The sequence below is a fragment of the Vibrio sp. R11-SG3-ISO9 genome (assembly GCF_059834255.1).
The window spans coordinates 144,522-168,888 of record NZ_JCBDGU010000043.1 but is presented as its reverse complement, the minus strand read 5'-3'; the positions used below and the strand labels follow the sequence as shown (position 1 = coordinate 168,888).

24 protein-coding genes are annotated in these 24,367 nt (G+C 44.1%); 11 read left to right on the top strand and 13 right to left on the bottom strand.

The window, feature by feature from the left end:
• Positions 1-102: 102 nt before the first annotated feature.
• Complete coding sequence (locus AC6R05_RS14380; RefSeq protein WP_500647791.1) at positions 103-441, top strand: cytosolic protein; 339 nt, start codon at positions 103-105, stop codon at positions 439-441.
• Positions 442-737: 296 nt separating this feature from the next.
• A complete protein-coding gene (locus AC6R05_RS14375) occupies positions 738-1,664 on the top strand; it encodes a hypothetical protein (RefSeq protein ID WP_500647790.1) in 927 nt (308 codons plus the stop codon).
• A 93-nt stretch (positions 1,665-1,757) separates the two neighbouring features.
• Here AC6R05_RS14375 and AC6R05_RS14370 read toward each other — a convergent pair whose 3' ends face one another.
• On the bottom strand, positions 1,758-3,266 hold the full coding sequence (locus tag AC6R05_RS14370; protein WP_150872762.1) for a DUF3360 domain-containing protein: 1,509 nt from the start codon (positions 3,264-3,266) through the stop codon (positions 1,758-1,760).
• Between the two features lie 631 nt (positions 3,267-3,897).
• Here AC6R05_RS14370 and AC6R05_RS14365 point away from each other — a divergent pair.
• The 3 genes from AC6R05_RS14365 to AC6R05_RS14355 all read left to right on the top strand — a co-directional run bounded on the left by AC6R05_RS14365 (position 3,898) and on the right by AC6R05_RS14355 (position 6,003).
• On the top strand, positions 3,898-4,452 hold the full coding sequence (locus AC6R05_RS14365; protein ID WP_500647789.1) for a hypothetical protein: 555 nt from the start codon (positions 3,898-3,900) through the stop codon (positions 4,450-4,452).
• A gap of 287 nt (positions 4,453-4,739) precedes the next feature.
• On the top strand, positions 4,740-5,612 hold the full coding sequence (locus AC6R05_RS14360; RefSeq protein WP_500647788.1) for a patatin-like phospholipase family protein: 873 nt from the start codon (positions 4,740-4,742) through the stop codon (positions 5,610-5,612).
• A gap of 34 nt (positions 5,613-5,646) precedes the next feature.
• A complete protein-coding gene (locus AC6R05_RS14355) occupies positions 5,647-6,003 on the top strand; it encodes a hypothetical protein (RefSeq protein WP_500647787.1) in 357 nt (118 codons plus the stop codon).
• A 168-nt stretch (positions 6,004-6,171) separates the two neighbouring features.
• On the opposite strand, the gene AC6R05_RS14350 is transcribed toward AC6R05_RS14355, so the two are convergent.
• Together AC6R05_RS14350 and AC6R05_RS14345 are read right to left on the bottom strand one after the other, a co-directional pair.
• Positions 6,172-7,950 carry an ABC-F family ATP-binding cassette domain-containing protein gene (locus AC6R05_RS14350; protein WP_500647786.1) on the bottom strand — a complete coding sequence of 593 codons (1,779 nt, stop codon included), beginning with the start codon at positions 7,948-7,950 and terminating at the stop codon, positions 6,172-6,174.
• 286 nt (positions 7,951-8,236) lie between these two features.
• The gene (locus AC6R05_RS14345) at positions 8,237-8,692 is read right to left on the bottom strand and encodes an Lrp/AsnC family transcriptional regulator (protein WP_032548816.1); all 456 of its coding nucleotides are present in this window, start codon (positions 8,690-8,692) and stop codon (positions 8,237-8,239) included.
• A gap of 142 nt (positions 8,693-8,834) precedes the next feature.
• Here AC6R05_RS14345 and AC6R05_RS14340 point away from each other — a divergent pair, with 142 nt between their 5' ends.
• Positions 8,835-10,646, top strand: a complete 1,812-nt coding sequence (locus AC6R05_RS14340) for a trans-sulfuration enzyme family protein (RefSeq protein WP_500647785.1) — start codon at positions 8,835-8,837, stop codon at positions 10,644-10,646.
• An 80-nt stretch (positions 10,647-10,726) separates the two neighbouring features.
• Here AC6R05_RS14340 and AC6R05_RS14335 read toward each other — a convergent pair whose 3' ends face one another.
• Positions 10,727-11,659, bottom strand: a complete 933-nt coding sequence (locus AC6R05_RS14335) for a GlxA family transcriptional regulator (RefSeq protein WP_500647784.1) — start codon at positions 11,657-11,659, stop codon at positions 10,727-10,729.
• 168 nt (positions 11,660-11,827) lie between these two features.
• Here AC6R05_RS14335 and AC6R05_RS14330 point away from each other — a divergent pair, with 168 nt between their 5' ends.
• Positions 11,828-12,445, top strand: coding sequence for a LysE family translocator (locus tag AC6R05_RS14330; protein ID WP_500647783.1), 618 nt, complete (start codon positions 11,828-11,830; stop codon positions 12,443-12,445).
• 261 nt (positions 12,446-12,706) lie between these two features.
• Here AC6R05_RS14330 and AC6R05_RS14325 read toward each other — a convergent pair whose 3' ends face one another.
• Both AC6R05_RS14325 and accD read right to left on the bottom strand, forming a co-directional pair.
• On the bottom strand, positions 12,707-14,386 hold the full coding sequence (locus AC6R05_RS14325) for a hypothetical protein (protein WP_500647782.1): 1,680 nt from the start codon (positions 14,384-14,386) through the stop codon (positions 12,707-12,709).
• Between the two features lie 257 nt (positions 14,387-14,643).
• Positions 14,644-15,507, bottom strand: a complete 864-nt coding sequence (gene accD, locus AC6R05_RS14320) for an acetyl-CoA carboxylase, carboxyltransferase subunit beta (RefSeq protein ID WP_500647781.1) — start codon at positions 15,505-15,507, stop codon at positions 14,644-14,646.
• A 120-nt stretch (positions 15,508-15,627) separates the two neighbouring features.
• Here accD and AC6R05_RS14315 point away from each other — a divergent pair, with 120 nt between their 5' ends.
• Positions 15,628-16,533, top strand: a complete 906-nt coding sequence (locus tag AC6R05_RS14315) for a LysR family transcriptional regulator (RefSeq protein ID WP_500647780.1) — start codon at positions 15,628-15,630, stop codon at positions 16,531-16,533.
• Here AC6R05_RS14315 and AC6R05_RS14310 read toward each other — a convergent pair.
• Both AC6R05_RS14310 and AC6R05_RS14305 read right to left on the bottom strand, forming a co-directional pair.
• On the bottom strand, positions 16,524-17,249 hold the full coding sequence (locus tag AC6R05_RS14310) for a metallophosphoesterase family protein (RefSeq protein WP_500647779.1): 726 nt from the start codon (positions 17,247-17,249) through the stop codon (positions 16,524-16,526). The genes AC6R05_RS14315 and AC6R05_RS14310 overlap by 10 nt on opposite strands.
• Positions 17,250-17,265: 16 nt before the next feature.
• Positions 17,266-18,144 carry a LysR family transcriptional regulator gene (locus AC6R05_RS14305; protein WP_500647778.1) on the bottom strand — a complete coding sequence of 293 codons (879 nt, stop codon included), beginning with the start codon at positions 18,142-18,144 and terminating at the stop codon, positions 17,266-17,268.
• A gap of 117 nt (positions 18,145-18,261) precedes the next feature.
• On the opposite strand from AC6R05_RS14305, the gene AC6R05_RS14300 reads away from it, so the two are divergent.
• Positions 18,262-18,942: a pirin family protein gene (locus tag AC6R05_RS14300; protein ID WP_500647777.1), complete on the top strand. Its 681-nt coding sequence runs from the start codon at positions 18,262-18,264 to the stop codon at positions 18,940-18,942.
• Positions 18,943-19,310: 368 nt separating this feature from the next.
• Here AC6R05_RS14300 and AC6R05_RS14295 read toward each other — a convergent pair whose 3' ends face one another.
• A complete protein-coding gene (locus AC6R05_RS14295) occupies positions 19,311-19,814 on the bottom strand; it encodes a YcxB family protein (RefSeq protein ID WP_500647776.1) in 504 nt (167 codons plus the stop codon).
• 245 nt (positions 19,815-20,059) lie between these two features.
• Here AC6R05_RS14295 and rcnR point away from each other — a divergent pair, with 245 nt between their 5' ends.
• Positions 20,060-20,335, top strand: a complete 276-nt coding sequence (gene rcnR / locus AC6R05_RS14290; protein ID WP_500647775.1) for a Ni(II)/Co(II)-binding transcriptional repressor RcnR — start codon at positions 20,060-20,062, stop codon at positions 20,333-20,335.
• 7 nt (positions 20,336-20,342) lie between these two features.
• On the opposite strand, the gene AC6R05_RS14285 is transcribed toward rcnR, so the two are convergent.
• Positions 20,343-20,519, bottom strand: a complete 177-nt coding sequence (locus tag AC6R05_RS14285) for a DUF1289 domain-containing protein (protein WP_285407416.1) — start codon at positions 20,517-20,519, stop codon at positions 20,343-20,345.
• A gap of 1 nt (position 20,520) precedes the next feature.
• Positions 20,521-20,958: a hypothetical protein gene (locus tag AC6R05_RS14280; RefSeq protein WP_408693895.1), complete on the bottom strand. Its 438-nt coding sequence runs from the start codon at positions 20,956-20,958 to the stop codon at positions 20,521-20,523.
• Positions 20,959-21,280: 322 nt separating this feature from the next.
• Between AC6R05_RS14280 and AC6R05_RS14275 the strand changes: the two genes are divergently transcribed.
• The gene (locus AC6R05_RS14275) at positions 21,281-23,197 is read left to right on the top strand and encodes a methyl-accepting chemotaxis protein (protein ID WP_172974234.1); all 1,917 of its coding nucleotides are present in this window, start codon (positions 21,281-21,283) and stop codon (positions 23,195-23,197) included.
• Positions 23,198-23,365: 168 nt separating this feature from the next.
• Here AC6R05_RS14275 and AC6R05_RS14270 read toward each other — a convergent pair whose 3' ends face one another.
• Both AC6R05_RS14270 and AC6R05_RS14265 read right to left on the bottom strand, forming a co-directional pair.
• On the bottom strand, positions 23,366-23,728 hold the full coding sequence (locus AC6R05_RS14270) for a hypothetical protein (RefSeq protein ID WP_500647774.1): 363 nt from the start codon (positions 23,726-23,728) through the stop codon (positions 23,366-23,368).
• 106 nt (positions 23,729-23,834) lie between these two features.
• Positions 23,835-24,281 carry a Fur family transcriptional regulator gene (locus tag AC6R05_RS14265; RefSeq protein WP_500647773.1) on the bottom strand — a complete coding sequence of 149 codons (447 nt, stop codon included), beginning with the start codon at positions 24,279-24,281 and terminating at the stop codon, positions 23,835-23,837.
• Between the last annotated feature and the right edge of the window lie 86 nt (positions 24,282-24,367).

Here is a 24,367-nt window from a genome sequence, read left to right as displayed (position 1 = left end):
CATATTAGGCGAGTCAGTATTTCCTTCTCGAAAACTCAATTTCTCCCACGCTCCCCCCTTGTTAGTGATAGAATCCCCGCATTAGAAATATCGAGAACCACTATGTTTATCCATCATGTAAACGGCATCGACTGGCTGGTGATTACCGCCTTTGAAGAATTGAAGCCGATGTTTATCGAAGATGCTGGCCCAATCCCATCGTACTTCTCTATCAACAGTGAATTGAGCCTGATTGACCAAGCCAAGCACAGCTATGGTTTTTTGCCGACACTTCGCGGCGTTATCACTGATACCGGTACCTATCAAAGTAAAGACCTTGTAGAAGACTTGAACCCGCAGCTAGCGTGTATTGTTGAAGGGCGTGGCCGCGTGTTCATCTACCACGGCGACTACGTGGCGTTTGTCGATGATGAGCAAACCTTCATTACCCGAATGGATTAAAGACAGTGAAGTAGGGCGGTTGAAACCCTAAATAGATACTAAGGCCTCGCATTTGCGGGGCTTTTTTGTGTGTGAAAGGTTTTGCTCGGTACATTCATTACCAATTTGCGAGTCGTGACGGAATCTTTCACTCATTAATCGCCTAAAACGGCTGTCTCATAGTTATATAAAAGATTTATCAATCACCCTCTAGTTATGCAACCTAAGTCACACTTATTTATAGAGTCTGACCTAATCTAGTAGGTGCTTACTATTGATAAAAATAACTTTAACTATGCAATCTAGGACGTCCTGTTATGGCTAAGAAAATCATATTCATTCACGGTCGCGCTCAAAAGCCCGACAAAGCAGCACTTCAAGCGCTCTGGTACGATGCGATAGAGCATGGCTTGCATCGAGACTGTGGAGGCGCAAACGCATTACAAGCTTTTAGAAATGTCGATAAGCGGTTTGTCTACTACGGTGAGCTTTCAAACAAACTATTAGAAGAACCAACCGAAGACCCTTTAAGTCGCCAACAGGCATTGGCGAAGTTAAAAGAGTACCAAACTCATCAGTTCGACGAAGCAACGTATGGTGATGTATCTAAAATGGGCTTTCTTAAGGAGGCTTTAGCAGATACGTTTTCATCGTTATTTGGAAGACTAGGGATAGCCGAGACGCTCATTACTAAGGTCGCGCCAGATATGGCTCACTATTGGAATGAAGATACCTATTTTGGTAGCGATGTTCGGCATAGATTAATGGTCGAACTTAAGGAAGCGCTTGATAATCAAGATGACGTAATGATCGTATCGCACAGTCTTGGTTCGATGATCAGTTATGACGTGTTATGGAAGTTATCTCACTACGGAGAATATAGACACGATTATGGCGCCGACAAGAAGGTCGACTTATTGGTTACACTCGGTTCACCACTGGGTGATGAAAACGTAAAAGACAGGCTTAAAGGCAGTCGCTTAAAAGGTGACAAAAAGTATCCCTTAAACATTCAAAAATGGATAAACATATCGGCGGAAGATGATTTTATCTCTCACGACAGTGAAATTAAAAACGACTATAAAGAGATGCTTGAACTGGGTTTAGTACCCGGCGGAATGAAAGACATCTACCCAATCTATAATCTCAATATCCGTAACGGAAAAAGTAACCCGCACGCTTCAATAGGCTATCTTATCCACCCTGAATTCATTGCAGTACTGGATGAATGGCTCTCGAGTTAAGTCAGCTCTCGCTGATTTCAGGACGGGACAAACAGATACAATAAGGCCTCGCGTGTGCGAGGCCTTATTCTTTCAAACTAATGCTAATTGAGCTTAGCGAAAGCTCGGGATGATTGCTGGAATGCCCGGTAGAAGGCCAACCAATGCCATCACGCTTGTTAGTACAACAAACATAATGCCCGGTAGTACCCATCGGCTCATCTTACTCAGTTCACCACTACGTTCTTTACAGCCGACTAAGCCTAAGTTGTCTAGTAGCATGGTGATAGACCAACCAAATGCTGGGTTCACAAGCGCTGATGAGAACACAACAATCGCTGCTGATTGAGTAGTTTTGCCTTCACGTGTCATCTCCATTCCTGCCTCTAGCAGTGGAACGAATACACCCACGATCAGAGCCACACAAAGTACCGGTTGCCAGATAGCTAAATCCATCGGGTAGCCCCAAATCGCAGCGATGATACAGAACAGAGCCGTCAGCAAAGCACCCGCCGGAATAGGGCGTTTAGCAATCGCTGCAGGTACGATGTAAGTACCCCATGAAGACGTAAAGTTAGTACCGCCAAGTAGCGAGCCGAACGTTTGACGAATAGACGCTGTAGTCATGGTGTCATCAATGTTCATGTGTACTTTTTCAGTACGCTCTGGGTAGCTAATCTTTTGGAATACTTGATGCCCCAAGAAATCGGGTGACCACATCGCTACTGCTAGAATTGCGAACGGGAGAACTACCATGAAGTGTTCAATTGTCGGTAGACCTAGCATCCAACCAGTATCTTCTCCCCACCAATACATAGGGTTCATGTTCGGTAGACCAGGTTCAGTTTGGAAAGAGAACGGCGCGCCCATAGCAAATGCAATCGTACCACCCAACAAGCAACTAAGAGGCACAGCTAACCAACGCTTACGGAAGTGTTCCAGTAGTGCGTACAGAATAATGGTGCAGAAGATTACCACAAAAGCGATATGGCTCATGCCAATTCCTTCAGCCCAAGCGAACAGCTTTTTCACTTGAGAAGCGGTGCCCACAAAGCCAAGATAGAGCAGCAAGCCGCCACACACGCCTTTACTGGTGAGGTTGGCCAACATACTGCCGCCTTTACTGATGGCTAACAGCAAGCCAAACGCACCAATCAACAAACCAAAGGCCATTGGGTGACCGCCAGCGGCAACCACAATTGGGATTAATGGAATAAGTGGGCCGTGTGTACCTGCGAGGTTAGCCGTCGGTAATAGAAAACCAGAGAAAAGGATGATGAAAACAGAGGCGATAAGGAGTTCATAACGAACGTTTTCTAGGATGAAGCCTTCGTTTAGCCCAAGCGCTCCGGCAAAGGTTGCTGCGATAGCACCTACCATAACCACTTTACCAATGGTCGCTGCCATGGCTGGGATGGTGTCTTCTATCTCAAATCGATAATCTTTAAACGGTAAATTTGGACGCCAACGCTTAGGCGACATGATCTGTAACTCGTGCTCTAGATACTGCTCTCGGGATTCAAACTCTGAGCTTGGTTTGTGTTGTTGTTCATAGGAGAGTTCGTCCTCATGGGTTTGAGGCTCCTCTCTTGGTATATTTACGGACTCTAAAGTACTGCTCATTTTGATTCCTTTCTTTCACACTCTAAGGTGTGTTGTTCCAACAAACGTAATTTACTCTCGACACCAAGATTGAGCGGAGTAGTTAGCGATATCTTTTTCTTCTACACAGAACGTCATGACTCAATTAGTGATGCAAACAATACATAAACTTATATTTAAAAAGTCATTAACATTTCAGTTGCTAGTACCTTATATCAAACCAAAAAAAACAAATAGACTCAGGTAGTTAGACATTAGTCGTAGGTTTAAGGCGCTAGAATGAAAGCCTGTAAATCGGGTGGGGAAGTTTGTTTGTAGACGATGAACTTGATGGGTAATAAACGAATATCTAACAAGAAATGCTTGGCGCTAAAGTACCCGATAAAGTCTATTGATTATTACTTTCTAGAAGTCTTGGGTGTGGTTTGATGATTAAGCTGTCTAAAAAGTAAACTATACGTTTGAGACCAAGGTATACGCTACGAGGCAACTTTTAGTAGCTCAAAGGGAAGACCGGCACTTGTTGTTTTAAGTTCTGCCAAGCCGAAACGTAAATCTGTCTGATAGCAACGTTTTGAACAAAATTTATTGATAATAATTCTCATTACGTTATTTTGTGGTCTCAAACACACTCATTGTTGCGGAGACCAACATGGAACACTCGGATATTACTCAACTGCTTATTCCAAAGAGCGATTGGGCATCGCCTGATCTCTTTCTCTATGAAGGGGAAGACAAACTTCACCTGAGCTTAGAAGGCGCAATTCAATACAGTGGATTGAACAGCATTGGTGGCGTGGTTCTGGGATTTAGGATGATCCAACACGCGGTGCAACTCGCGGCGGGTGACCAGTCTTTGCAACGTGATGGCATCAGCATTTATACCGCGTTCCCTGGACGTGGTGCTCAAGATGCCTTTGAGTACACATGCCGCGCACTGCGTGATAGACGTTATTGTTGTGATACCACATTGCACCACCCAGCAGCGCAAACCGGGCAACGTGGTCAGTTCTTGTTTACGATTCGCTTGAACGAGCAATCTATGGTGATGACGCCAGCCAACGGGCTACCAAGCAAAAGCTACTTTGAAGCTGACCGTCATTCACAAGACAGCCGAGAAGCTGCATTGAGATGGCGCGATGAGAAGATTAACTTCGCCAATACACTATTGAGCTTGTCGCCTGAAGAGTGCTTACGTGTCTTGTAGCTTCCTGTTCTTACTAACAGAATGAGCTTACTAACAGATTGAACACAGAAATAGAATGAACAACATGAGGTCGCTCGCTTTTTAAGTGGGCGACTTTTTGTATTGAGCGTTTGCGGAAACCAGATTCCTAGTCGCGCTTAGGCTTGCTGGAATGACTCATTTACTGCCAACACATTTAAGTGTATTGGTGAAGCAGTTTTCATATCATTGCACTGCGTGTGGTTATACGAAGTGATATACTTTTTACCTAAGGCTTTGAAGAGCTGATGAATTAAAGGATTAGTACGATGGCAAAAACAATCTCATTGGTACTTGGTAGTGGTGGCGCTAGAGGCTTGGTTCATGTTGGCGTTATCCGCTGGCTAATCGAACATGGTTATCAGATAAAGTCTATCTCTGGGTGTTCAATTGGTGCACTTATCGGCGGTGTTTACGCTGCGGGCAAGTTGGATGAATTTGAAGAGTGGATCACCAGTATAGAACAGTCTGATATGACGATGTTGTTGGACTTTTCATGGCAATCGAGTGGTATGTTCAAAGGGGACAAGATCATAGACTCTCTGCGTAAACTGATCGGTGAGATTGCTATTGAAGATCTTCCTATTCCTTATACCGCCGTTGCTGCTAATGTCGCTGAAGAGAAAGAGATTTGGCTGAAGTCTGGTTCTCTGTTTGATGCCATTCGCGCCTCTATCTCTCTTCCGCTGTTCTTTACACCTCATGTCATCAATGGTGAAGAGTTGATTGATGGGGGAGTGCTTAACCCTGTGCCCATTGCTCCAACCTTTGGCGACAACACAGACGTGACAATCGCTGTGAACTTAGGTGGCGAACCTGAACTGCTTAAACAAGAAGTGACACCGGTCTCCCTGCCAACAAAAGAGAGTAACCTGCACGATAAGGTTGCCCACTTTATCGATAACCTAGGCAATAACGTCAAAAGTAAAATGAGCTTCAACTTTGCGGCTTACGATATTGCCAACCAAGCGTTTGATGCGATGCAGTCGACTATCGCTCGCCAGAAACTCGCCGCTTATCCTGCCGATATTACCCTTGAGGTGCCACGTAATGCCTGTGGTACGTTGGAGTTTGAACGCTCAAAAGAGATGATAGACAGAGGCTATCATTTGGCACAGGCGACACTGGGCAACCGACTTTAATTTGATGGTTACTGATTCGACGAAGAGAGTATTTATGGAAACAGAACTCAAACAACTTGAACTCAACGATCTGATGGCAACAAAAGATGTCATCGTGCTCACTAGTTTGGAAGAGCAGGCGATATCTTGGCTAACAAGTTACTATCAAAAAAACGCTGGTATTCAGATTATCGAGAAAGCACACCAGCTAGATACTGAGGCGATTTTGGCGCAATGTCGAAGCGGTCTTCACGAAGGTAAAAAGGTTATCCTCACCGCCCAGTTTCGTAGTCAACTTCCTATCATCAACATCGCATCATTGTGTAATGAGAAGCGCAAATCATTGATCAATATTGAGCTCTCAGACTGGGATGAAGTGCAGCGCCTGCCACAGTCGTTTAGTAGTTTCTAGCTCCCAGCACTTACTAGGTAACAGTACTCTAGTGCTAAGGCGCTAAGTCTTTGAAGTAGGGTAGTTATGGCATAAAAAATCAAGGCCTCGCACAAACGAGGCCTTGGTTTTTAGTGGAGTGTGTTACGAATGCTCAGTGGTTAACTTTACCCCGTTTACTCCAGGTTATTACAGATTGAGTTGGAGAGTAATCTGTTCTAACTCTTGTTGCCATTGTTGCTGCATCTTTGGTTTCTGATGCTTTGGCTTACGTTGTTTGTCTTCCTCAATTAAGGTTTCTAATTGATACAGTCTTTCCAATATGGCTTCTTCAGAATCAAGACTATCGCTTGTTTGGCTATGGTTAGAGCTAGGTGAGTAACTACTGTCAGTTGATTCATTCTCCAATAACTCAATACCTGAGAGCTCACGGTCATGAGCTTTCGTTTCTGAATCAATTTCACCATACAGCTTTTCCAGGTCATGCCATTCCGTGAGCTCGCCTTCTTTAATCAACCAATAGCGATTACAGCTTTTTTCAATCAGTTCTCGGTCGTGCGTTACAAGTAACACTCCACCTTCAAACTGGTTAAGTGTATCGCTGAGTTGATCTTTGCCATCGATATCAAGGTGGTTTGTAGGCTCATCGAGCATGAGTAGGTGATACTCTGCCAGTGATAACCCAAGCATCAATAACCGTGAACGTTCGCCACCACTCAATTCGCTTACTTTTTGAGAGTGTCTGTTGTACTCGAAACCAGCGCTGATTAACGCGATTTTACGTCTTTCTTCACATAGGTCAGTTAACCCTTCAAGGGAGTCAATCAAGGCGTCATTGTCATTGAGTTGCTTTAAGCTTTGGTCGTAAAAACCGAGTCGGCAACGTGGATGGAAATGAATGCCCTCCATGTTATTTTCACGTTGCGTATAGTTCTGCCAGAGAATTTTCAACATTGATGACTTGCCGCTACCATTGCTACCGATAATCGCAACTCGATCGCCACTTTTGATCTGTTGCTCTATCACCTTAAGTAATACAGGTGCATCAAGCGCGGGCTTTACATCGAGTTTGTCGATAGCGAGCAGTCGGTTTGCTTTCAGGGCTTCACCTTTTAAGGAGAGCTGCCAAGGGGCTCCAGAGGTAAGTTCGGTTTGCGTTTCTTTTAATCGTTCGACTCTTTTCTCCATGGTTTTGGCTTTTCTTGCCAGATCTTCGTTGTCATAGAATCGGCCCCAGTTAGCTAATCGTTTAGCGCTTTTTTCAACACGATCAATCTCTTTCTGTTCCGCCAAGTTTCTCTGTTTTGCAGCTTCATCAACTCGTGCGAGCTCGTCTAGTGCTTTTGAAAAGGGCAGTTGGAAGTAATTAAGGCGTTTGTCTCTTAAAATCCAAGTGCAGTTGGTGACCTTATCCAATAGTTTTCGGTCATGTGACACGAGAACAAAGCTACCCCTCCAGCTGATTAGAAAGCGTTCTAACCACAGTAAGGTAGGGAGGTCGAGGTGGTTACTCGGCTCATCGAGCAAAAGCAGATCTGGCTCTGAGATCAAAGCCCTTGCGAGTAATAGGCGTGTGTGTTGACCACCACTCAGAGAACCTGCGGTTAGGCTCCAATCGTTGGAAGAAAAACCCATATCGGAGAGGATCAGCTCTGCGCGCCATTGGTCTTGTAACTGTTCATCTTTGGGAAGCTTTGCGACCACGGCTTCAAGCATAGAAAGGTGCTCTAGGTTCGCTGGCAAATGCTGCTCGACTTGTTCGATTAAACAGTGACTCGATATGGTAATAGCACCAGAGAGAGGTTCTTTGTTACCGCAGAGTAGTTGTAGTAGGGTACTTTTTCCGCTGCCGTTGTAGCCGACAAGGCCGATGCGGTCACCTTGTTTAAGGGTGAAAGAGATAGCTTCAAACAGAGATGTTGAAGGTGTGTTGAATGTAACTGATTGGGTTGATAATAATGTGCTCATTGGCTTACTCAAGTTTTTCAGGCGTAATGACGCCTATCGTCAGTTGTTCGCTGACAATAACCTCGTAAGCTAGAGGGAAGAGACTCTAGTTAGTCTGTCTGTTTTGCTACTTCGCTCAAGCTAGGTTATCGCAGCACGTTGCTGGTAAAACTTGAGCGAACTTCGTAAGCAAAAATGTATGCAAAAGACAATGCACACTGGTTCATGGTTACCTCCTTATATTTCGTCTAGTGGATGGATATGGTCATTCTATCAGCAGTTCTTTCAAAGTCTATGATGGTTATTCTCACCTCACTGGCAACTTAGTCTTTGTTTTTACCTGCCCAAAAGCGAAGCTGGATTCAATAGAAGCGATATTGGGTAGGCGGGTTAATTGCTTACGGATAAATTGCTCGTAGCTTTTGAGCGATTCGCTCACCACATGCAGTAGGTAGTCGTGATTACCTGTCATTAGAAAGCACTCAAGTACTTCATCAATGGCTTCAATGTGCTGCTCGAAATCTCGCATATTCTCTTCAGTCGGCTTTTCAAGCTTCACCAACACAAACACATTCACGGGCAGGCCGCATGCCTCTTGATCGACACTGGCGTGATAGCCACGAATGATCCCTTGTTTCTCTAATGCTCGAACTCGGCGTAAACAAGGGGAGGGGGAAAGCGCCACGCGGTCGGCTAACTCTTGGTTGGTGAGTCGTGCGTTGCTTTGCAGTTCAGCCAGTATCTTCTTGTCGATCTCATCCATTGGCATATTCCATTAATCTTGGAGTTTTCTTGGCAATATTATTGCTCAAACTGGGCAACTAACTTCTTAAATCGCAATCTTTAACATTTTTATAACACTAAAATTAAAGTAGGTACAACAAGGATGGAATGATTTAGGAACTATGAATACTTCAACTCAATTGAGCCCACTGCGTAAAACAACCAAACACGAACAAGCAGAAGCCCTTGCTATTGAGCAAGCAAAACACTTCGGTATCGACCCAAACAGCGATTACGGCACCACGCTGGTGGAATTGGCGACGACGCTGTACAAAGCGAATACTAAGACACACGATCTTTGGGCAATAACGGTTGACGGCCTTTCAGAACTGGATAAGAGTGATCGAATCGCTTGGTTTAACGCCAAACGTTTCTTGTCATTCCAGATCGCTAAGATCCTCGATAACCTGCAAAACCCAATGCGCGCGACTTACCAATCCATTGCGACTAACAATGGTAATTTTGCCTCAAAAGGCGCGTATCCAATTTTCGATAATGTAGCGGCTATTTTCTCTGCAAGCCCAGTGATTACGCGTACAGCGACCTATTTGTTTGCCTGTACCGAGTGGATTGAAGATGCGTTCAACGGTAAAGAGCCACTGCACGATATCTACTCTCGACTGCTTAACCCGACCTCAATCTCACTGGCAAACCACATGGTTGATCTTGAGGCGGGTTCAAGAGCCAACGAGTACCTTGCATGGAACTTCAACTCGGGTATGGCGGCCATTGATGGCTTGCTGAGTCACTTGCTAGGGCATGAAGATATTGTATTGGCCTCGCGCAACATCTACGGCGGTTCTTATCAGTTGCTGGAAGATTGGTTTGGTAAGCCTTCGAACTTGAATGTCGCGGTAGAGTGGGTGGATGGTTACTCCGGTGATGAGTTTGCGTCTCGTCTTGATGAGGTCGCAGGCAAGTATGCCGATCGCCTTGCAAAAGGTAAGAAGATCTATGTCTACCTTGAGTCACCGTGTAACCCACATGGCTACGTGTTAGATGTCGCCAACATCAGTAAAGCGGCTCACTCTCGCGGCTGGGATGTGATTGTGGATTCCACTGTAGGCACACCACTGCTACACCCAGTACTCAAACGTGATGATGTGATGGAAAGACCGGATTACGTGATTCACTCGTATACCAAAGAGCTGGCCGGTTCTGGCACCACCACAGCAGGTGTTGTGATTGGCTGCAACGAGACCATGTTTGTACCAAAAGGGGAAGAGGTCACTTTCACCAAACCCAATGGCGATGAGGCGATGATTCCATGGAACGAAACCCTGTTCTGGAATGTGTATTACATTAAAGGCGCATTCTTAGATGCAGACAAAGCGTTTGAAGTGCTGAACGGCATGAAAACCTATGAGATGCGTGTGGTGCAGAAAACCATCAATACGCTGACTCTCGCGAAGATTTTCGATGCTCATCCAGATATTAATGTGTCGTGTCCCGCTCTGCCAGACAGTGACAACTATCAGCATTGTCAGAACAATATGCATTTGGGTTTACCAGCAGCGCTGTTCACAATCGATATGGAGGGTAATGGTGACCGAGCGCCAATCAATCGTGATGGGTTCAAACAGTTCTTCGATATGCTTGAACCCGCTATCGGTATGCAAGTAAGCCTTGGGCAAACCAATACGGTCGCTTTGTGTCCGGCATTGACCACTCACTCAGAGTTGAGCGATGAGGCGCTCAATGAAGCAGGCATTAAACCTACGACTATGCGTATCTCGATTGGTTTAGAAGATCCTCGTATGTTCATTGCACATATTATTGAAGCGGCTAAATTATCCATTGATCGCAAGCATGTTGATTTCTCATCGTGCTTCCCAAGTAATGAGCGTATCGATGAGATCTATATGCAAACTTATATGGATGTGCACCAGAGGTTCGTGAAGAGCTTGCCGAAGTTCGGACAGTTGAGTCAGTAGATTTGGTTGGTAATCTAAGTCAGTAGACTATTACATAACATAAGTCGCACCCTGTCAGGTCATGAGCCGGCAGGGTGTTTTTATTGGTTTGGGTTTAATGAATTGCGACGGCATTGGTTTGGCGTCATCCCAAATCTCTTTCTGAATATTTTGCACAGGTAACTGGTATCTTTTACTCCAATTTCATCCGCCAGCTGTATCAAGCTATGGCTGGAATGGATTAGTCGCCAATGCAGGTGTTGTAGGCGTAGCTCTTGCCAATATTGGTGAGCAGACATATCGAACTGTTGTTGGAAAAGTCGGTCTAGCTGTCGACGGCTAACGCCAATTAAAGCTCCAATTTCCTCTACTTTAGTACTCAGCGCTAAATGCTCCTGCATCAATGAAACTGCACGGTCGACATGGCGGTTTTGGAAATTGCTATGTTGAGATGACTTTAATCGATGATGACTACCACGGCCTTCGTCGACCAGCATATCTGCTAACCCTTTTTCAGATCTAATCTGGCCTACATGATCTTGTAAGATAGCGATAAGAAGGTCGATGGTCGCGCTGCCACCGGTACAGCTGATGAGTTTTTTGTCGAAGTGATACAACTGCTCATCACGCACTACAACCTTGGGATAGTTCGCTTTAAACTCATGATGATGTCGCCAGTGAACCACGACCTGGTGATTGTTTAGCAACCCTAACTCTGCAAGCGTAAAACAGGCGTTATCGATGCTCACGATATTGATTCCAGCCGATACAACTTTTCTAAGAAATGCACGATATAAGGGAGCTTGTTGCTGTGAGTCGTGAGCAGTTCGACTACCAAAAAGGACAACATAATCAACGTTCTTCAGCTCGATGGTCTCCGGAGTGTGCTCAACCATGACTGGAATATTGCTGCTAGACGTTATGACTCCTTGAGTATGAGACATGATCTGCCACGAACAGTAACGTTGCTGACTAAGATCCGCGTCATCAGCGGAGAAGCGTAGTTTGTCTAAAAACGCTCCAAAGGGGAACATATTGAAGTTTTCTAAGGGGATTAATAGAAATCTGACGTTTTTGGAGTGATCCATACCAGCAGCCTTGAATGTCTAGATAGTGCTATTTTAAGTCCATATATTACCGTTATCAAATTACTCTTCGACGCATACTAGCGACAGATTCAGTTATCTTGTTGAAGGTTAGTTATGACGTTTGAAGTGTGGTGTTTGTTTATTTTGTCTGCTTTTGGGTTAGCGTGTATTCCCGGCCCCAACTCTTTATTGGCACTCAGCCATGGCGCCCAATTTGGTTATAAGAAGACACTATGGACGATTTATGGTGGCGTTTGTGGCTTCTTCTTATTAATCACCGTAGCCATGCTGGGGTTAGGTACGTTATTGGAGGCAAAACCGGAGCTGATGATTGTTCTTCAATGGCTAGGTGCTCTATACCTCGGTTTCTTAGGCCTGAAGCTATTCTATGCTCCGAGCGTTAACGTTGAAGGCAAGACTGAAACGGCAGCACTGTTGCCGCGACAACTCTTTAAGCAAGGGTACTTTGCTGCGCTATCTAACCCAAAGGTGCTGCTGTTTTTTACTGCCTTCTTGGCTCAGTTCATCGACCCAAACAAAGCCTTTTTCCCTCAGTTCGTAGTGATTACAGTGACCTTTCTGTGCATTGAATTTGCGGTTGAGTTTGGGGTCGCGAGAGTCGCCGATAAGGTCAAAGCGCTGCTCCTAAGAAATGGCCACATATTCAACCGATGCTGCGGCGCTCTTTTCTTGGCAATGGGTCTGATGGCGATTGTGAGGAGCTTGTCTTAATGAGTAGTGTTGAATACGCAAAGTATCTACCTCTGAATCTGCGTGTTCGTCATCATCGATAGAAGAAGTTCTATACAGGGTATCTGAGGTAGAATCTCAGATGAGTGTATGCGGAGTAAAGTCACTAAAAACCTCTTGGAGTCTAAGCTTTAGTGTCGAAATTCAAACTAGGCAAGTGCTTTAGGAAGATCGCTCCATGTATTGTCAAAAAATAAGGCCTCCCGCTGAGGAGGCCTTTTAATTAAATAATTAGCGGTATTGCTATTGTTGGAGTATTAATGTGTGTGTGAATCCATTTTTTGTAGCGTTACCAACAACATTTAGCTTACCGTCAGCACCATAAAAGATGAACTTTGGCACAGTAGTATGAGCACTATTATCTATCTTTGTATCCGGAAGAGTAATCGTTTCTAGCGGATTTAAATGGTTTGATGTCAATACCATTATCTGGTTGCTTTCTCCCTCAAGCGCGTAGGCAACCTTGGTGTTATCGTGTGATTCATCCAGTGTCCGAATCTTAGTATACTGAGTTGGTAACGTGATCTTTCCTGCGTATGTCATGTCAAGCTCTGGGTTGCTTGATGCATTCAACCTTACTCCACATTGTGTGTAGATGAACGTACCAGTATGGTTGAACCAGAAATCATCACAGAAGCTGTAGTCGCCATGGTAACGAGAATCGATGGGTGATTCTGGATTCTTTGGATCGGAAATATCCGTTTTAGCTATATCACCAGGACTGATGGTTGTATCCAAACTGTAAAAGGCTTGGCTATTAGGACTGATCTTTAATAACGTTTTTTCGTAATATCTCCAATCATTTCTCGATACAACAGAGCCAGCTTCAAGGTCAATGACTTGTAGGTCTACCCACTGATTCGTATAGGGCAATGTCCATACGTAACTGCCATCAGTGGTTAAATCATATATATCATGATGGTTATATATGTTCGTTACTTGGGTATCTTGTGGAGAAGAAGCGTTGTATGCCAAGGTAGTTATCATGGCATCGTGCCCAACAATAAAGCGATTAGTCCCATTTTTATTATCTACAGTGATGGCTGATGGTGAGCGATATAGCTCAAACTCATAAGCTTTTTTATCGTTCAAACTGTAAAAATAGATCGCGTTTTTTGGGCGATCTGAAACAACAGCCACTACATTTAATGCATCAGAATAGGCTGCATCAATAGTATTGTGTATAGGAGCGTTATCAAAATCTATTGAAGAACCATCTGGTGTTGTTGGAGTGCCACCATCAGGATCAGGGTTCGGTAAATCGTTGCTAATTCTGTAGCTAACTGGAACGGCTAATGGGCTACCATCAATCGGATAGTTACAGTTAGAGTCATAACATACATTTACATCGATAGTTGAGCTAAATGATCCAACACCAACAACTGCTGGTGTTTCTAGGGTCATATTGAGACCAATATTAGATTGATTGATATAAGGCGTAACTGATGTAATGAATAAGTTATTACTAGTTGTATCTATATAGAGGTTCTGTAAGTCAGAGCCTGAGAGACTGATGACATCAGATACATTTTTAGAAACGTTGAGGTCGTTCAAATCTGCGTTAGTTTCAATGTTTGGAGTCGCTAGATTCATACCGTGATCAAGAGTTACGGTATTAGTCAGAGTAATTGCAACTGGTGACCCTGAGTAGTGTTGATTACAGTATTCATCGTAACAAACTGCGAACTGAGCTGTTGTAGACTTGGTTCCTCTGCCTAACTCATAAGCATCTTTAAAATATATGGTTACGTTGCCCGTAGCATTTTCATTGACATGGTACTCAACACGAGAAATTAAATTTCCGCTGTCGCTCATTATTCCATAGTAGAGATTGTCTCCTGCGTTATATTTGACGCTGAAAGGGATATCAACGTAGCTTAGATCAAATGCGCTAGACTCAACTTGGTAACTTGTTTTTGCCATACTGACAGCACTTGAGGACGAAGAACTATCGCTACCTCCACAACCAGAAAGAGCCAGTACAGATAGAGCCAACGTCGTTTTGTAAAATTGCTTATGCATCATATAATTAAATTTAATTTATAGTGTTAATATTATTCGTGGATTTAATCATAAATACGCAATAGTATGCAATGCATCCGTTGATGAGCTATGTCGAATTTCAAACATAATCTACGTGGATTAGGGTATCTCCACGTTAAAACGCTTGGTTCTTCGCGTCACACTTTTCGAGAAGTGGTGTTTGTCATCATCGCGATAAGTCTGGCAACACGTTCTCGCATGTTATGCCTTTCGATGATCATGTCGAGTGCACCGTGCTCTAATAGAAATTCGCTTTGTTGAAAATCCTCGGGTAGCTTTTCGCGAACTGTTTGTTCGATCACTCTGCGACCGGCAAAACCAATTCGAGCTTTGGGCTCACCGATGTTGATGTCACCAAGCATCGCTAAGCTCGCTGATACACCGCCGAAGGTTTGGTCGGTGAGTACCGAAATGTAGGGAAGCTTTGCGTCAGACAGACGTTTTAGCGCGGCGCTGGTCTTGGCCATTTGCATTAATGCCATCAGTGATTCTTGCATGCGCGCGCCTCCACAAGCGGAAAAGCAGACTAAGCCACAATTGGCTTCAATGGCTGTGTCGACAGCTTCTACAAAACGCGCTCCAACCACTGAGCCCATTGAGCCCGCCATAAACGAAAACTCAAAAGCGCACGCGACAACAGGTAGCCCTAATAACTCACCTTGCATTGCAACCAATGCGTCACTTTCGCCTGTGTTCTTGTGAGCAAGTGTTAGACGTTCGGTATAGCGCTTTTTGTCTTTGAAATTGAGTAGATCCTGTGGCAGAAATTGTTTACCTAGCTCTATTTGTTCGCTTTTGTCTAAAAAGCTCTCTAATCGATTTCGTGCTGACATTCGCATGTGGTGATTACACTTAGGGCACACCTCTAAATTTTCTGTTAGTGCGACGCGATACAAGACTTGGTCGCAACTAGGGCACTTGGTCCAAACACCTTCAGGAATTGAAGCTTTGTGGGTACTGATTAACTTCTTCTTATTTAATAGTTTTTCTAGCCAACTCATGATTAAACCGTGTTCTTGATACTTTGAATGATGAACATTGTATAAGCCAATTTTTGGTAATAAAGTGTCGAATATTGGTTTTATAATCCAATTTTTTGGGATTATTGGGGGGGTAACAAGGTGCTAGATAAAATCGATCAACAGTGGCTTAAGAGCTTTCATTGCGTTTATGAGAACAATAGCTTTAAACGCGCTGCGGAGTTTTTGTGTTTACCGACTTCAAACGTCAGTCGCCACATCGCGTTATTGGAAGAGCAATTGGATACTCGATTATTCGAACGAACCACTCGCCGTATTGCTCCAACCGAAGTCGGAGAGCAACTCTATTTACGTACTCAACCATTGTTGGACAAACTCAGTGATGCACTTGAAGAAGTGACGCAACATTCACATGAGGTAACGGGGCAGCTCAATATTTTGATGCCAGATTCTCCGGAGCTTGCCCAAGCAGTCGTGTCCTTTTGTACTAAGCATCCGTTGATTTCGTTGTGTTGTGATACCAGCATCAGCCCAAAAGAGGATTTCTTAGATGGCTTCGATGTGATTTTGAGTTTTCATCGTGGCAAGCTTGAAGACAATAACTGGGTTGCCCGCGAGATCAAGCGCTGGCCGAGTGTTGTGGTAGCATCTCCTAAGCTCCTACAAACCTGCGCTAAACCAACTCAGATTACCGACCTAAAACACGTACCTTGTATCACTAGTTTTACTGTACTCAATGGTACACCTTGGGTGTTTAAAGATGACAAAGGTGAACTAGTGACACAGCGGGTAAAGTCGGCATTTAAGGTTAACAGTGGTCAGTTGGCAGTGGCGGGTGCTTTAGCTGGCTTGGGCTTTGCGATACTTCCAAGCGAACTGTGTCGAGAGCAGGTTAACGCAGGTGAATTAGAGGTTGTTGAATTGGAATATCAGCCTGAAGACTTGGTGCTATATGCTTTTTACGCATCAAGAAAGCATATAGCGAAGAAGGTTCCTGCGTTCATCGAGCACCTTAAAAATGAAGCAATTGCGAACGACTACAAATAGATGGCTTGGTAGTCGATAGAATTGGCAGAGAGCGAGATTTTACTTAATCCAATTCTCTCACTACGGTTGTATTCATCGAGTGAGTGGTCAAACCCATAGGCTGTTGCTGGTGCCATGTACTGAGTGACGCCTGACTGTGTAGTCGTAATACCATCATGTCCGTGACCACAAAGCACGTCGCGCACGCGATACTTTTGAAGTACTTTCATCACTTCAGTGTCGTTCTCGAGGCGAATCGCTTTCATCCAATCGGAGCCAACGGGAATCACAGGGTGGTGGATAACCACGACTGGATCGTTGGACTTTCTCAGGTGCTTTTTAAGCTGCGCCATGCCGTGGTTATCGATACGTCCTGAACCCAGCGGATGCTGCTTATTCAGTGGTTTGTAGCTTGAATCGAGAAACACCAACTCTCTCCCACAAACAGTGGCTTTGTCTGTCACACAGATCGTTGAATCTTTAAGCTCTGCGCGCATTAACGAAGAGTTGTCATGATTACCTGCAATCGCGTAAATCGACTTGTTGCTAATGTACTGTTTGATGAAGGCCTCTAAGGCAGTGTAATCGCCGGATGTTGGGTTACAGCAAATATCACCTGTCAGGAAAATCGTATTACAGCTAGCGTCGCTATTGGCATATTCCAGTGCTCGACGTAGGTTTTCATAGCTGGATTCGTCAGAGAGGTGACAGTCACTGATTTGATAAACAATGTTCATTGTTGGAGTCCGGTCATTACAATTCTTGAGTGAGATAATCGAGCAGTGCTCTTACCTTAGGTGTTGCGCCTCTATGGCTAGGATAGAGCGCATACAGATCGACTGGTTTGAATGTCCAATCCGGTAAGATATTAATTAGTTTACCATTTTCTACAAACTCTTCAGCCATGTAATCTGGCAGTTCTGTGATCCCCAATCCTTGAATAGCCATGCGCTTTAGCATTGAGAAGTCATCACACCTCACGCTGGGCTTAAAGGAAATATGGTGTTCATTATCATCAGAAATCAAATGCCAGTCGGCGCTACGCTCTTTGGCGCTCATTAGCATCAGCGGTTGCTCTGGAAGCTCACTTGGGTGTGATAGCTTTTCGAATCCATGCTTAGGTGCAGCATAGAGTTTTAAATTGATTGAGCATAAACGTTTCGCTACTAAGCTAGAATCTGCTAACTCTCCGACTCGAAAGGCAAGATCAAATCCTTCTTCGATAAGATCGACACGTCGGTTGGTCAGCGTTAAATCGAGTTCAACATCCGGGTTTTGAAGGCAGAAATTGGCTAAGTGCTCGGAGAGAAGGGACTGACCAACACCAAGGGATGTACAAATTCGTAATCTTCCCTGAGGCTTCTCCAACATAGACTCAACGGCGCTATCGGCAGCATCTAGCTCATCTTTAATGCGGCGACAGTATTCGTAATAGCGCTGACCCACCTCAGTTAAGTGAAGAGAGCGGGTAGAACGCTCCAATAATCTAACGCCTAGGTGGTTCTCTAACCGGGTTATCTTACGACTGATGTTTGATTTTGGTGTGTTGTAAGATTCGGCTGCTCTGGTGAAGCTACCTTGTTCGACGACAGAGGCGAACACCATCAAATCATTCAAATCACAATTGAGCATAAATCCATTTATTGTTATCAAATATTGAACAGTATTGTATCAATCGACTTATATATCAATATCAGATACCAAACTATTCTACTTCCATCAGCTAACAAAATTACTAAGGAAGCGACGATGGAAATGTTAACTCTTGATCAATTACCACAAGGCGGCTTTGCAGGCTTAAAAGAAAAGCAGGTGGTGACCGACTACCGCGTGTTTGGCGCTCGTAAAAATCCGAAGACCTCGAATGGTATTGGAAACTTTGTATATCTGGCAGACGCCAACTTTCTTCCGTACGGTGAAACAGGCATGCATCCACACCGCGAAATTGATGTGATCAGTGTGATGGCCAAAGGCCGTGTCAGCCACGAAGGCTCATTAGAGCACGGTAAAGGACTGGTGGCAGGCGAAGCTCAGGTGCAACGTGCAGGTGGTGAAGGCTTTGCCCACAACGAGGTAAACCCAGACAGTGTGCCAAATCAATTGATTCAGCTATGGGTTCTTCCGGAGGTAGCAGGGGAGCCCGCAGGTTACAAATCTTATACGCCTAAAACAAACCAACGCACACGTATTTATGGCGGAAGTAAATCGCAATCGGAGACGTTTGATAGTCACACGGTTATTGAGGTGGTGCAGGCCGATGAGGGCTATCAAACTACTCATCAAGGTGAAGCTCTGGTTTACTTGAGTACAGGGGAGGCGCAAATCAATGGTGTTGAAGTAAAAGCAGGGACGTTGATTAGAACTGAAGACTTGAATTTTACTGCGCGTGAAGAGAGTCAGTTGATTCTGATTTTTACCGAAGATTTTTAACTAGTCTCATTTATCTAAAAAGCAAACAACAATTAATCAGTGAGGGATACACAATGAAAGGCGTTGAGAACTCGACGCCACCTTCAAGGCATTGGGTGGCGCTATATACGTTTATTATTTTGTTGCCTTTGGTTTATTTTATTCCCATGTGGGTTGCTGAAAATATATCGGATAGCCATGTGGTTGTGACAGTCATTTCAGTGGCGATAATTGTCTCTTTGGTATCGTATGTGTTTCTTCCACTGGCACTACGAGTTCATCACCACATAAATGCTGTACATTTTTCTAAATCACACTGACAGCACACCAGTTACTGAAACAGAAAGAAAAAATGCCTGCTGAGTTAGCAGGCATTTTTTAGAGCGATTCTATTTGGAAGCTCTCTCTTTAGTAGCAGCGTGCTGCTCCAGCATGAAGGCAATGGCTTCGTCATTTAAGCACGACTTACTCACGTATTGGCGCTGTTTACCAATATGAATAATCAAGCCTAGGTCAGTCTGCTCAAGCTCGTCGATTTGGCTCCACTTTATAGTGTTGGTGGTTTTGTAGTTTTTGTAACTCACGCCGTCCAAGTCACCCTTAAAAACTACCTTGCTGCCCGAACCAGAACTGATTCTCTGACGCCATAACCACCAAGTTCTTTTACAGTAAACGCTGAACGCTTCAATCACACTCAATACAATGAAGAACCAGCCAACGTAGCCACTCGGTAACAGCTCAAACTCAAGTAGAACCCAGCCAAAAATAAGGAACAGAAACGCCTTTAAATAGGCTTTAGGGAACTGAACAGGCACGCTCGTTTGGTCATAACATTCTGCGAAGAAAGTTTTGTCGAGGGTGTATTCTGTAGTGAAACCGGGTTCTTTAGACATGTATCGTTACTTTAAGGTTCTTTGTAAATAGGGATGTTACGCCACTGTTTTGCAGCGCCGGCATTGTATCGCTTCTTGGCGCCTTTCTTTAGTTATTTTAAGTCTGTTTTGTAAATTGATACTAACGGCTGAACTTTACATATGGGGCCGCACACTTAAGCATCACCAATCAAAACTACCCCCCAGTATAATTTAAGTGTTACATTAACGGGTAAAACCTTGTTTCTAATTACTTCGAGTACCTTATGTCCCATACCGCTAAAGATCAGAAAAAACTCAAAGCCCGAGTTAGCAAAATACAAGGTCAGGTGAATGGCCTGAAGAAGATGTTGGATAACGAAGATCAGCAATGCCAAGACGTGTTACAACAAATAGCAGCAATTCGTGGGGCGGTTAATGGTTTGATGAGAGAAGTGATCAAAGGCCACCTTCTAGAGCATGTTGTACTAGAAGATGACAAAGATCAGCGCGAACAGGATATGGAAGTGGTTCTTAAAGTGCTGGACTCCTACATAAAGTAATGAGTGGTCATCGGCTCATTTGCGACTTTCTTTTTACCAACTCTTTTTTCAATACGTTGATGGCGTAGGGCTTCATTGATTTCCAAGCCTTACACTCTTCACGCGTTCTTCCACAACCTAGACACCAGCCTTTACTGTGGGAAAAATCGCACATATCGATACAAGGGCTTTTCTGTTTTTTCATGTTAAAGCCTATCTAGTACTTTTTCGACGCTGGCCTCTAGAGCGCGCAGTCGGTTGAACTCTTCAAATAAACGCTGTTCTAGGTTTTTGAAGTTGAGTGGCAGCGTTCGCTGACAAATGCCGTAGCTGTTGTCTTGAATTTTGTATCCTTTCCAGCTCTCAATTCGACTTTTCTCTATCTCTTTAAATTGGCGGATAAACTCCGCTTGGGCAGGGCAGTCTTCTTCGGCATGCATACAGATAGGAAAAGACTTTTGTTTAATTTGAGGCCCTTCGATAAAGGTTTCGAAATGAATACCGCCTTGGCTTTGATTGAACCAGGTCTCCTTGTATAACTGCAGGTATTCTCCACGGTTGTAAATTTCCCATCCATCGTCAAACCAGTTTGCCTTTCTCAGCATCTTTTCCAGATTGCGGAATACACCTTTAACATCTTTCATTCAGAAACTCTTCTTCCGTGGTATATGACAATTAAAAAACTATACTCCCCCTGAGTATAAAATACTACCCCCTAGTATATGTGGTTATTGATTGCCAAACGCTTGAAGCGAACATACAACACAGATTTTCTGTCCCGGTTTGATAAAATGGGCATGGATTCGTGGTCTAGATCTCTTTATTCGACGCTGTCATCAAATCTTCACATTTTTACTGATAGTTTTATTTGTAATTACTATGTTATAAGGGTTTTTAGTATTGGTTCTGTGAATGATTTGTAGGATCCGCAGTAATCACGTCAGTACTCAAAGTCGGGAGATGTATATGAGAAAAGGAAGTCTTGGTTTCAAGGGTATTTTATTAGGTTCCGTTGCTTTGTTAATGACGGTGTTATTAATGGCAAGCGAGCTTTATGGGTATAAACAGACAGAAGAGTTCGTAATAAAGGATGTAGAGCGGTATTTCACTGATTACACCAAGCAACAATCCCTTACCGTCGAGCAGTACTTCGCTCAAAAGGCAAATAGCGTTTCAAGTATTGCCAATCACTACAACAATAAACCTTTCCCAACAAATTATGTCGAGCAAACTCAAATACTAGCCAAAGCGATGGACATTGGTAGTGTGGTGATCTCTCTAGATAATGGTGATGGTTATTGGAACCAAAGTGCGGATACATGGCCGAATCACAAATATGATGGCGATGTGACCAAAAGAGAGTGGTATCTGCTTGCCCAAAGACAGTCAGGTGTATCAGTGACTGAACCTTACATCGCAAGCGATGGTGTTATCTGGATTAGCTTTGTACAGAAAGCGTTTGATGGAACTTTGTCTTCAGATTTGACGCTAGATTACTTAAACCAAGTTGTTAAACAGGTATCGGAGATCCCAGGTGCAGTGGCGATCATGATGGATCAGAACACCACGGTTTTGGCTTCATCTTCTCCAGAAATTAAAAATGGTGTTAAAGCGTCTGAGTTACAAGGGTTTGGTAGCGTTGCACTGAATGCCGTGAATCAACCCTCTGCTCTTCAAGAATATGAGCTGGACGGAACTGGTAAGCTTCTGTTCTCTAATGCGTTTAAAGTCGCAGACAAAACATGGTATTTCGCGATTCGTGTTGATGAGTCCGTTGCTTTTGCCGAGCTATACGACTTACGCCAAGAGAAAATTGTCAGTGTCTTACTGGTGATCTTGTTTACCGTTTTGACCCTAACGCTTGTCTTTAATTACCTATACCGCCCTGTGTTGGCGCTGCGTGATTTGGTTGAAGGGCTAGCTCAAGGTAATGGCGATTTGACTAAGAGATTGCCAGAAACCTCGAACGATGACTTGGGTCGTATTGCAAAAGGAATCAATGGCTTCGTTTCTCAACTGCAAGATATGGTGCTTGAGGTTAAGTTACTTTCATCAGAGCTGAAAAGCAGAACGGCTAATCTATCTGAGCAGTCACGAGTGAGTGCGGAAAGATTGACTGAGCACGCTGCAGAGACTGAACAAGTAGCCACTGCGATTGTTGAGATGAACTCCACAGCCGAAGCTGTAGCGCAAAGTGCTTCTCAAACGGCTCAATTGACCCAAAAGGCAGAGTCTCTTGGTTATGCCTCGATGGAAACGATTGAGCGTTCTAAAGAAAGTATGGTTGAGCTGAGATCAGACATCGATAAGGCGATGGAACGCGTTCAGGAAATGAACCTTAAGTCAGAGAGCATCTATTCTATCCTGACGGTCATCAGCGATATTGCGGAACAAACTAACTTGTTGGCACTCAATGCAGCGATTGAAGCGGCTCGGGCTGGTGAGCAGGGTAGAGGCTTTGCCGTGGTGGCAGATGAGGTGAGAAACCTTGCTGGCCGCACGAAAACCAGTACCGAAGAGATTGAAAAAGCGCTGAATGAACTCTTGGTTGGCAGCAAAACTATGGTTGAAGCTATGGAGAGTACCAAAGCTCGCTGTAATGATACCGAAGAGAGCACCAATGGTTTAGAGGCCAGTGTGGCAGAGGTATCTGTACACATCACCGAGATTAACGATGCAAGTATGCAAATCGCGACGTCTGCTGAAGAGCAGAGCGGCGTGACCCACGAAATTGGACGTAACACTAACCAGATCAACGACATTGTTGTGGCGTTGAAAGCAGCAGGTATTGAGATGGACGAAGGTGCAGCCAAGCTTGTAGAGGTGAATAACCGACTCGATGATTTGATGAGCAAATTCAAAGTTGAAGAGTCTAACCGTTAACTAATAGCTGAAATACACCACCAATCGGAATAAAAGTAAAAGCCATCACCGAATCATTCTTGTGATGGCTTTTTTATATCTGAAGGTTTTAGATTAGTGGAGAAAAGAGTTTGGAGTAGTGCAGATCAGGTCTGAATTAGTACACATTAGATCTGGTTAAGCCTTCACTTAACGTAGCGCTAAAATCTCTCTTTCCATTCGCTGAAATTCTGCTTCGGAGAGATCACATTGAAAGCGATGCTGGTCGTTGTTTTTGGTTCGAAGCTCCGCCAAGTAACCTGTGTAATCTCGCGATTGCGAAGAGTTACCCAAAGTACTCTCCATCGCAAGGCAAGCAACATCTTCTGGTTTTACGGCCCAACCACTGCCTAGCTCTTCTACGCGGTAATAAAGGAAACCATCACTCGAGTTGAATTCAATGGCATGGGTAGTTAACTGCTTGTAGCCTTTGGGCTTAAACAAGGCTCTGTAGAGCATGAGCAATGGCCTAAATCCAATTTTGGTTTCAATTTGCCATTCGAACTTTTCCATTCTGTTTTCCATATTGTTATTACTTGCTTTATTGCAGGGTAATGAATTCCCTCGTTTCAAATCCTTATGGTTATTCGAAACAGGTAGGGGAGATATGTTGTGATAATCAAGCGTCTCGCTTTTTTACGTATAGCTCTAGGCGGTGGTAAACGATGTCATAACCGAGCTCTTTAGCGATCTTTTCTTGTAGCGCTTCTATTTCTTCTGAATAAAACTCAATGACTTGCCCACTGTCTACATCAATCAAATGGTCGTGATGGGGTCTATTGGCTATTTCATAACGAGCATTAGTACCTTCAAATTCATTACGAATGATGGCACCGCGTTCTTCAAGTACAGCGACAGTGCGATAAACCGTTGCTAAAGAGACATTGACGTTGAACTTCTTGGCTCTTTCGTGCAGCTCTTCAACGGTTGGGTGATCGTGTGTGCGAGCCAAAACGGCCAAAATAGCCATTCGTTGCCGTGTCACACGAACGCCTTGAGACCTCAATATTCCTTCGAGTTCCCCTATGACGTCGGCGTTATCTACCTCTATTTCATCCACTGTCATAAATAGCCTTCCTAATTACACAAATTAATGTTGATAATGAGAATTGTTCGCATTAGTATGTATTGCAAATGCGAACCATTCGCAAA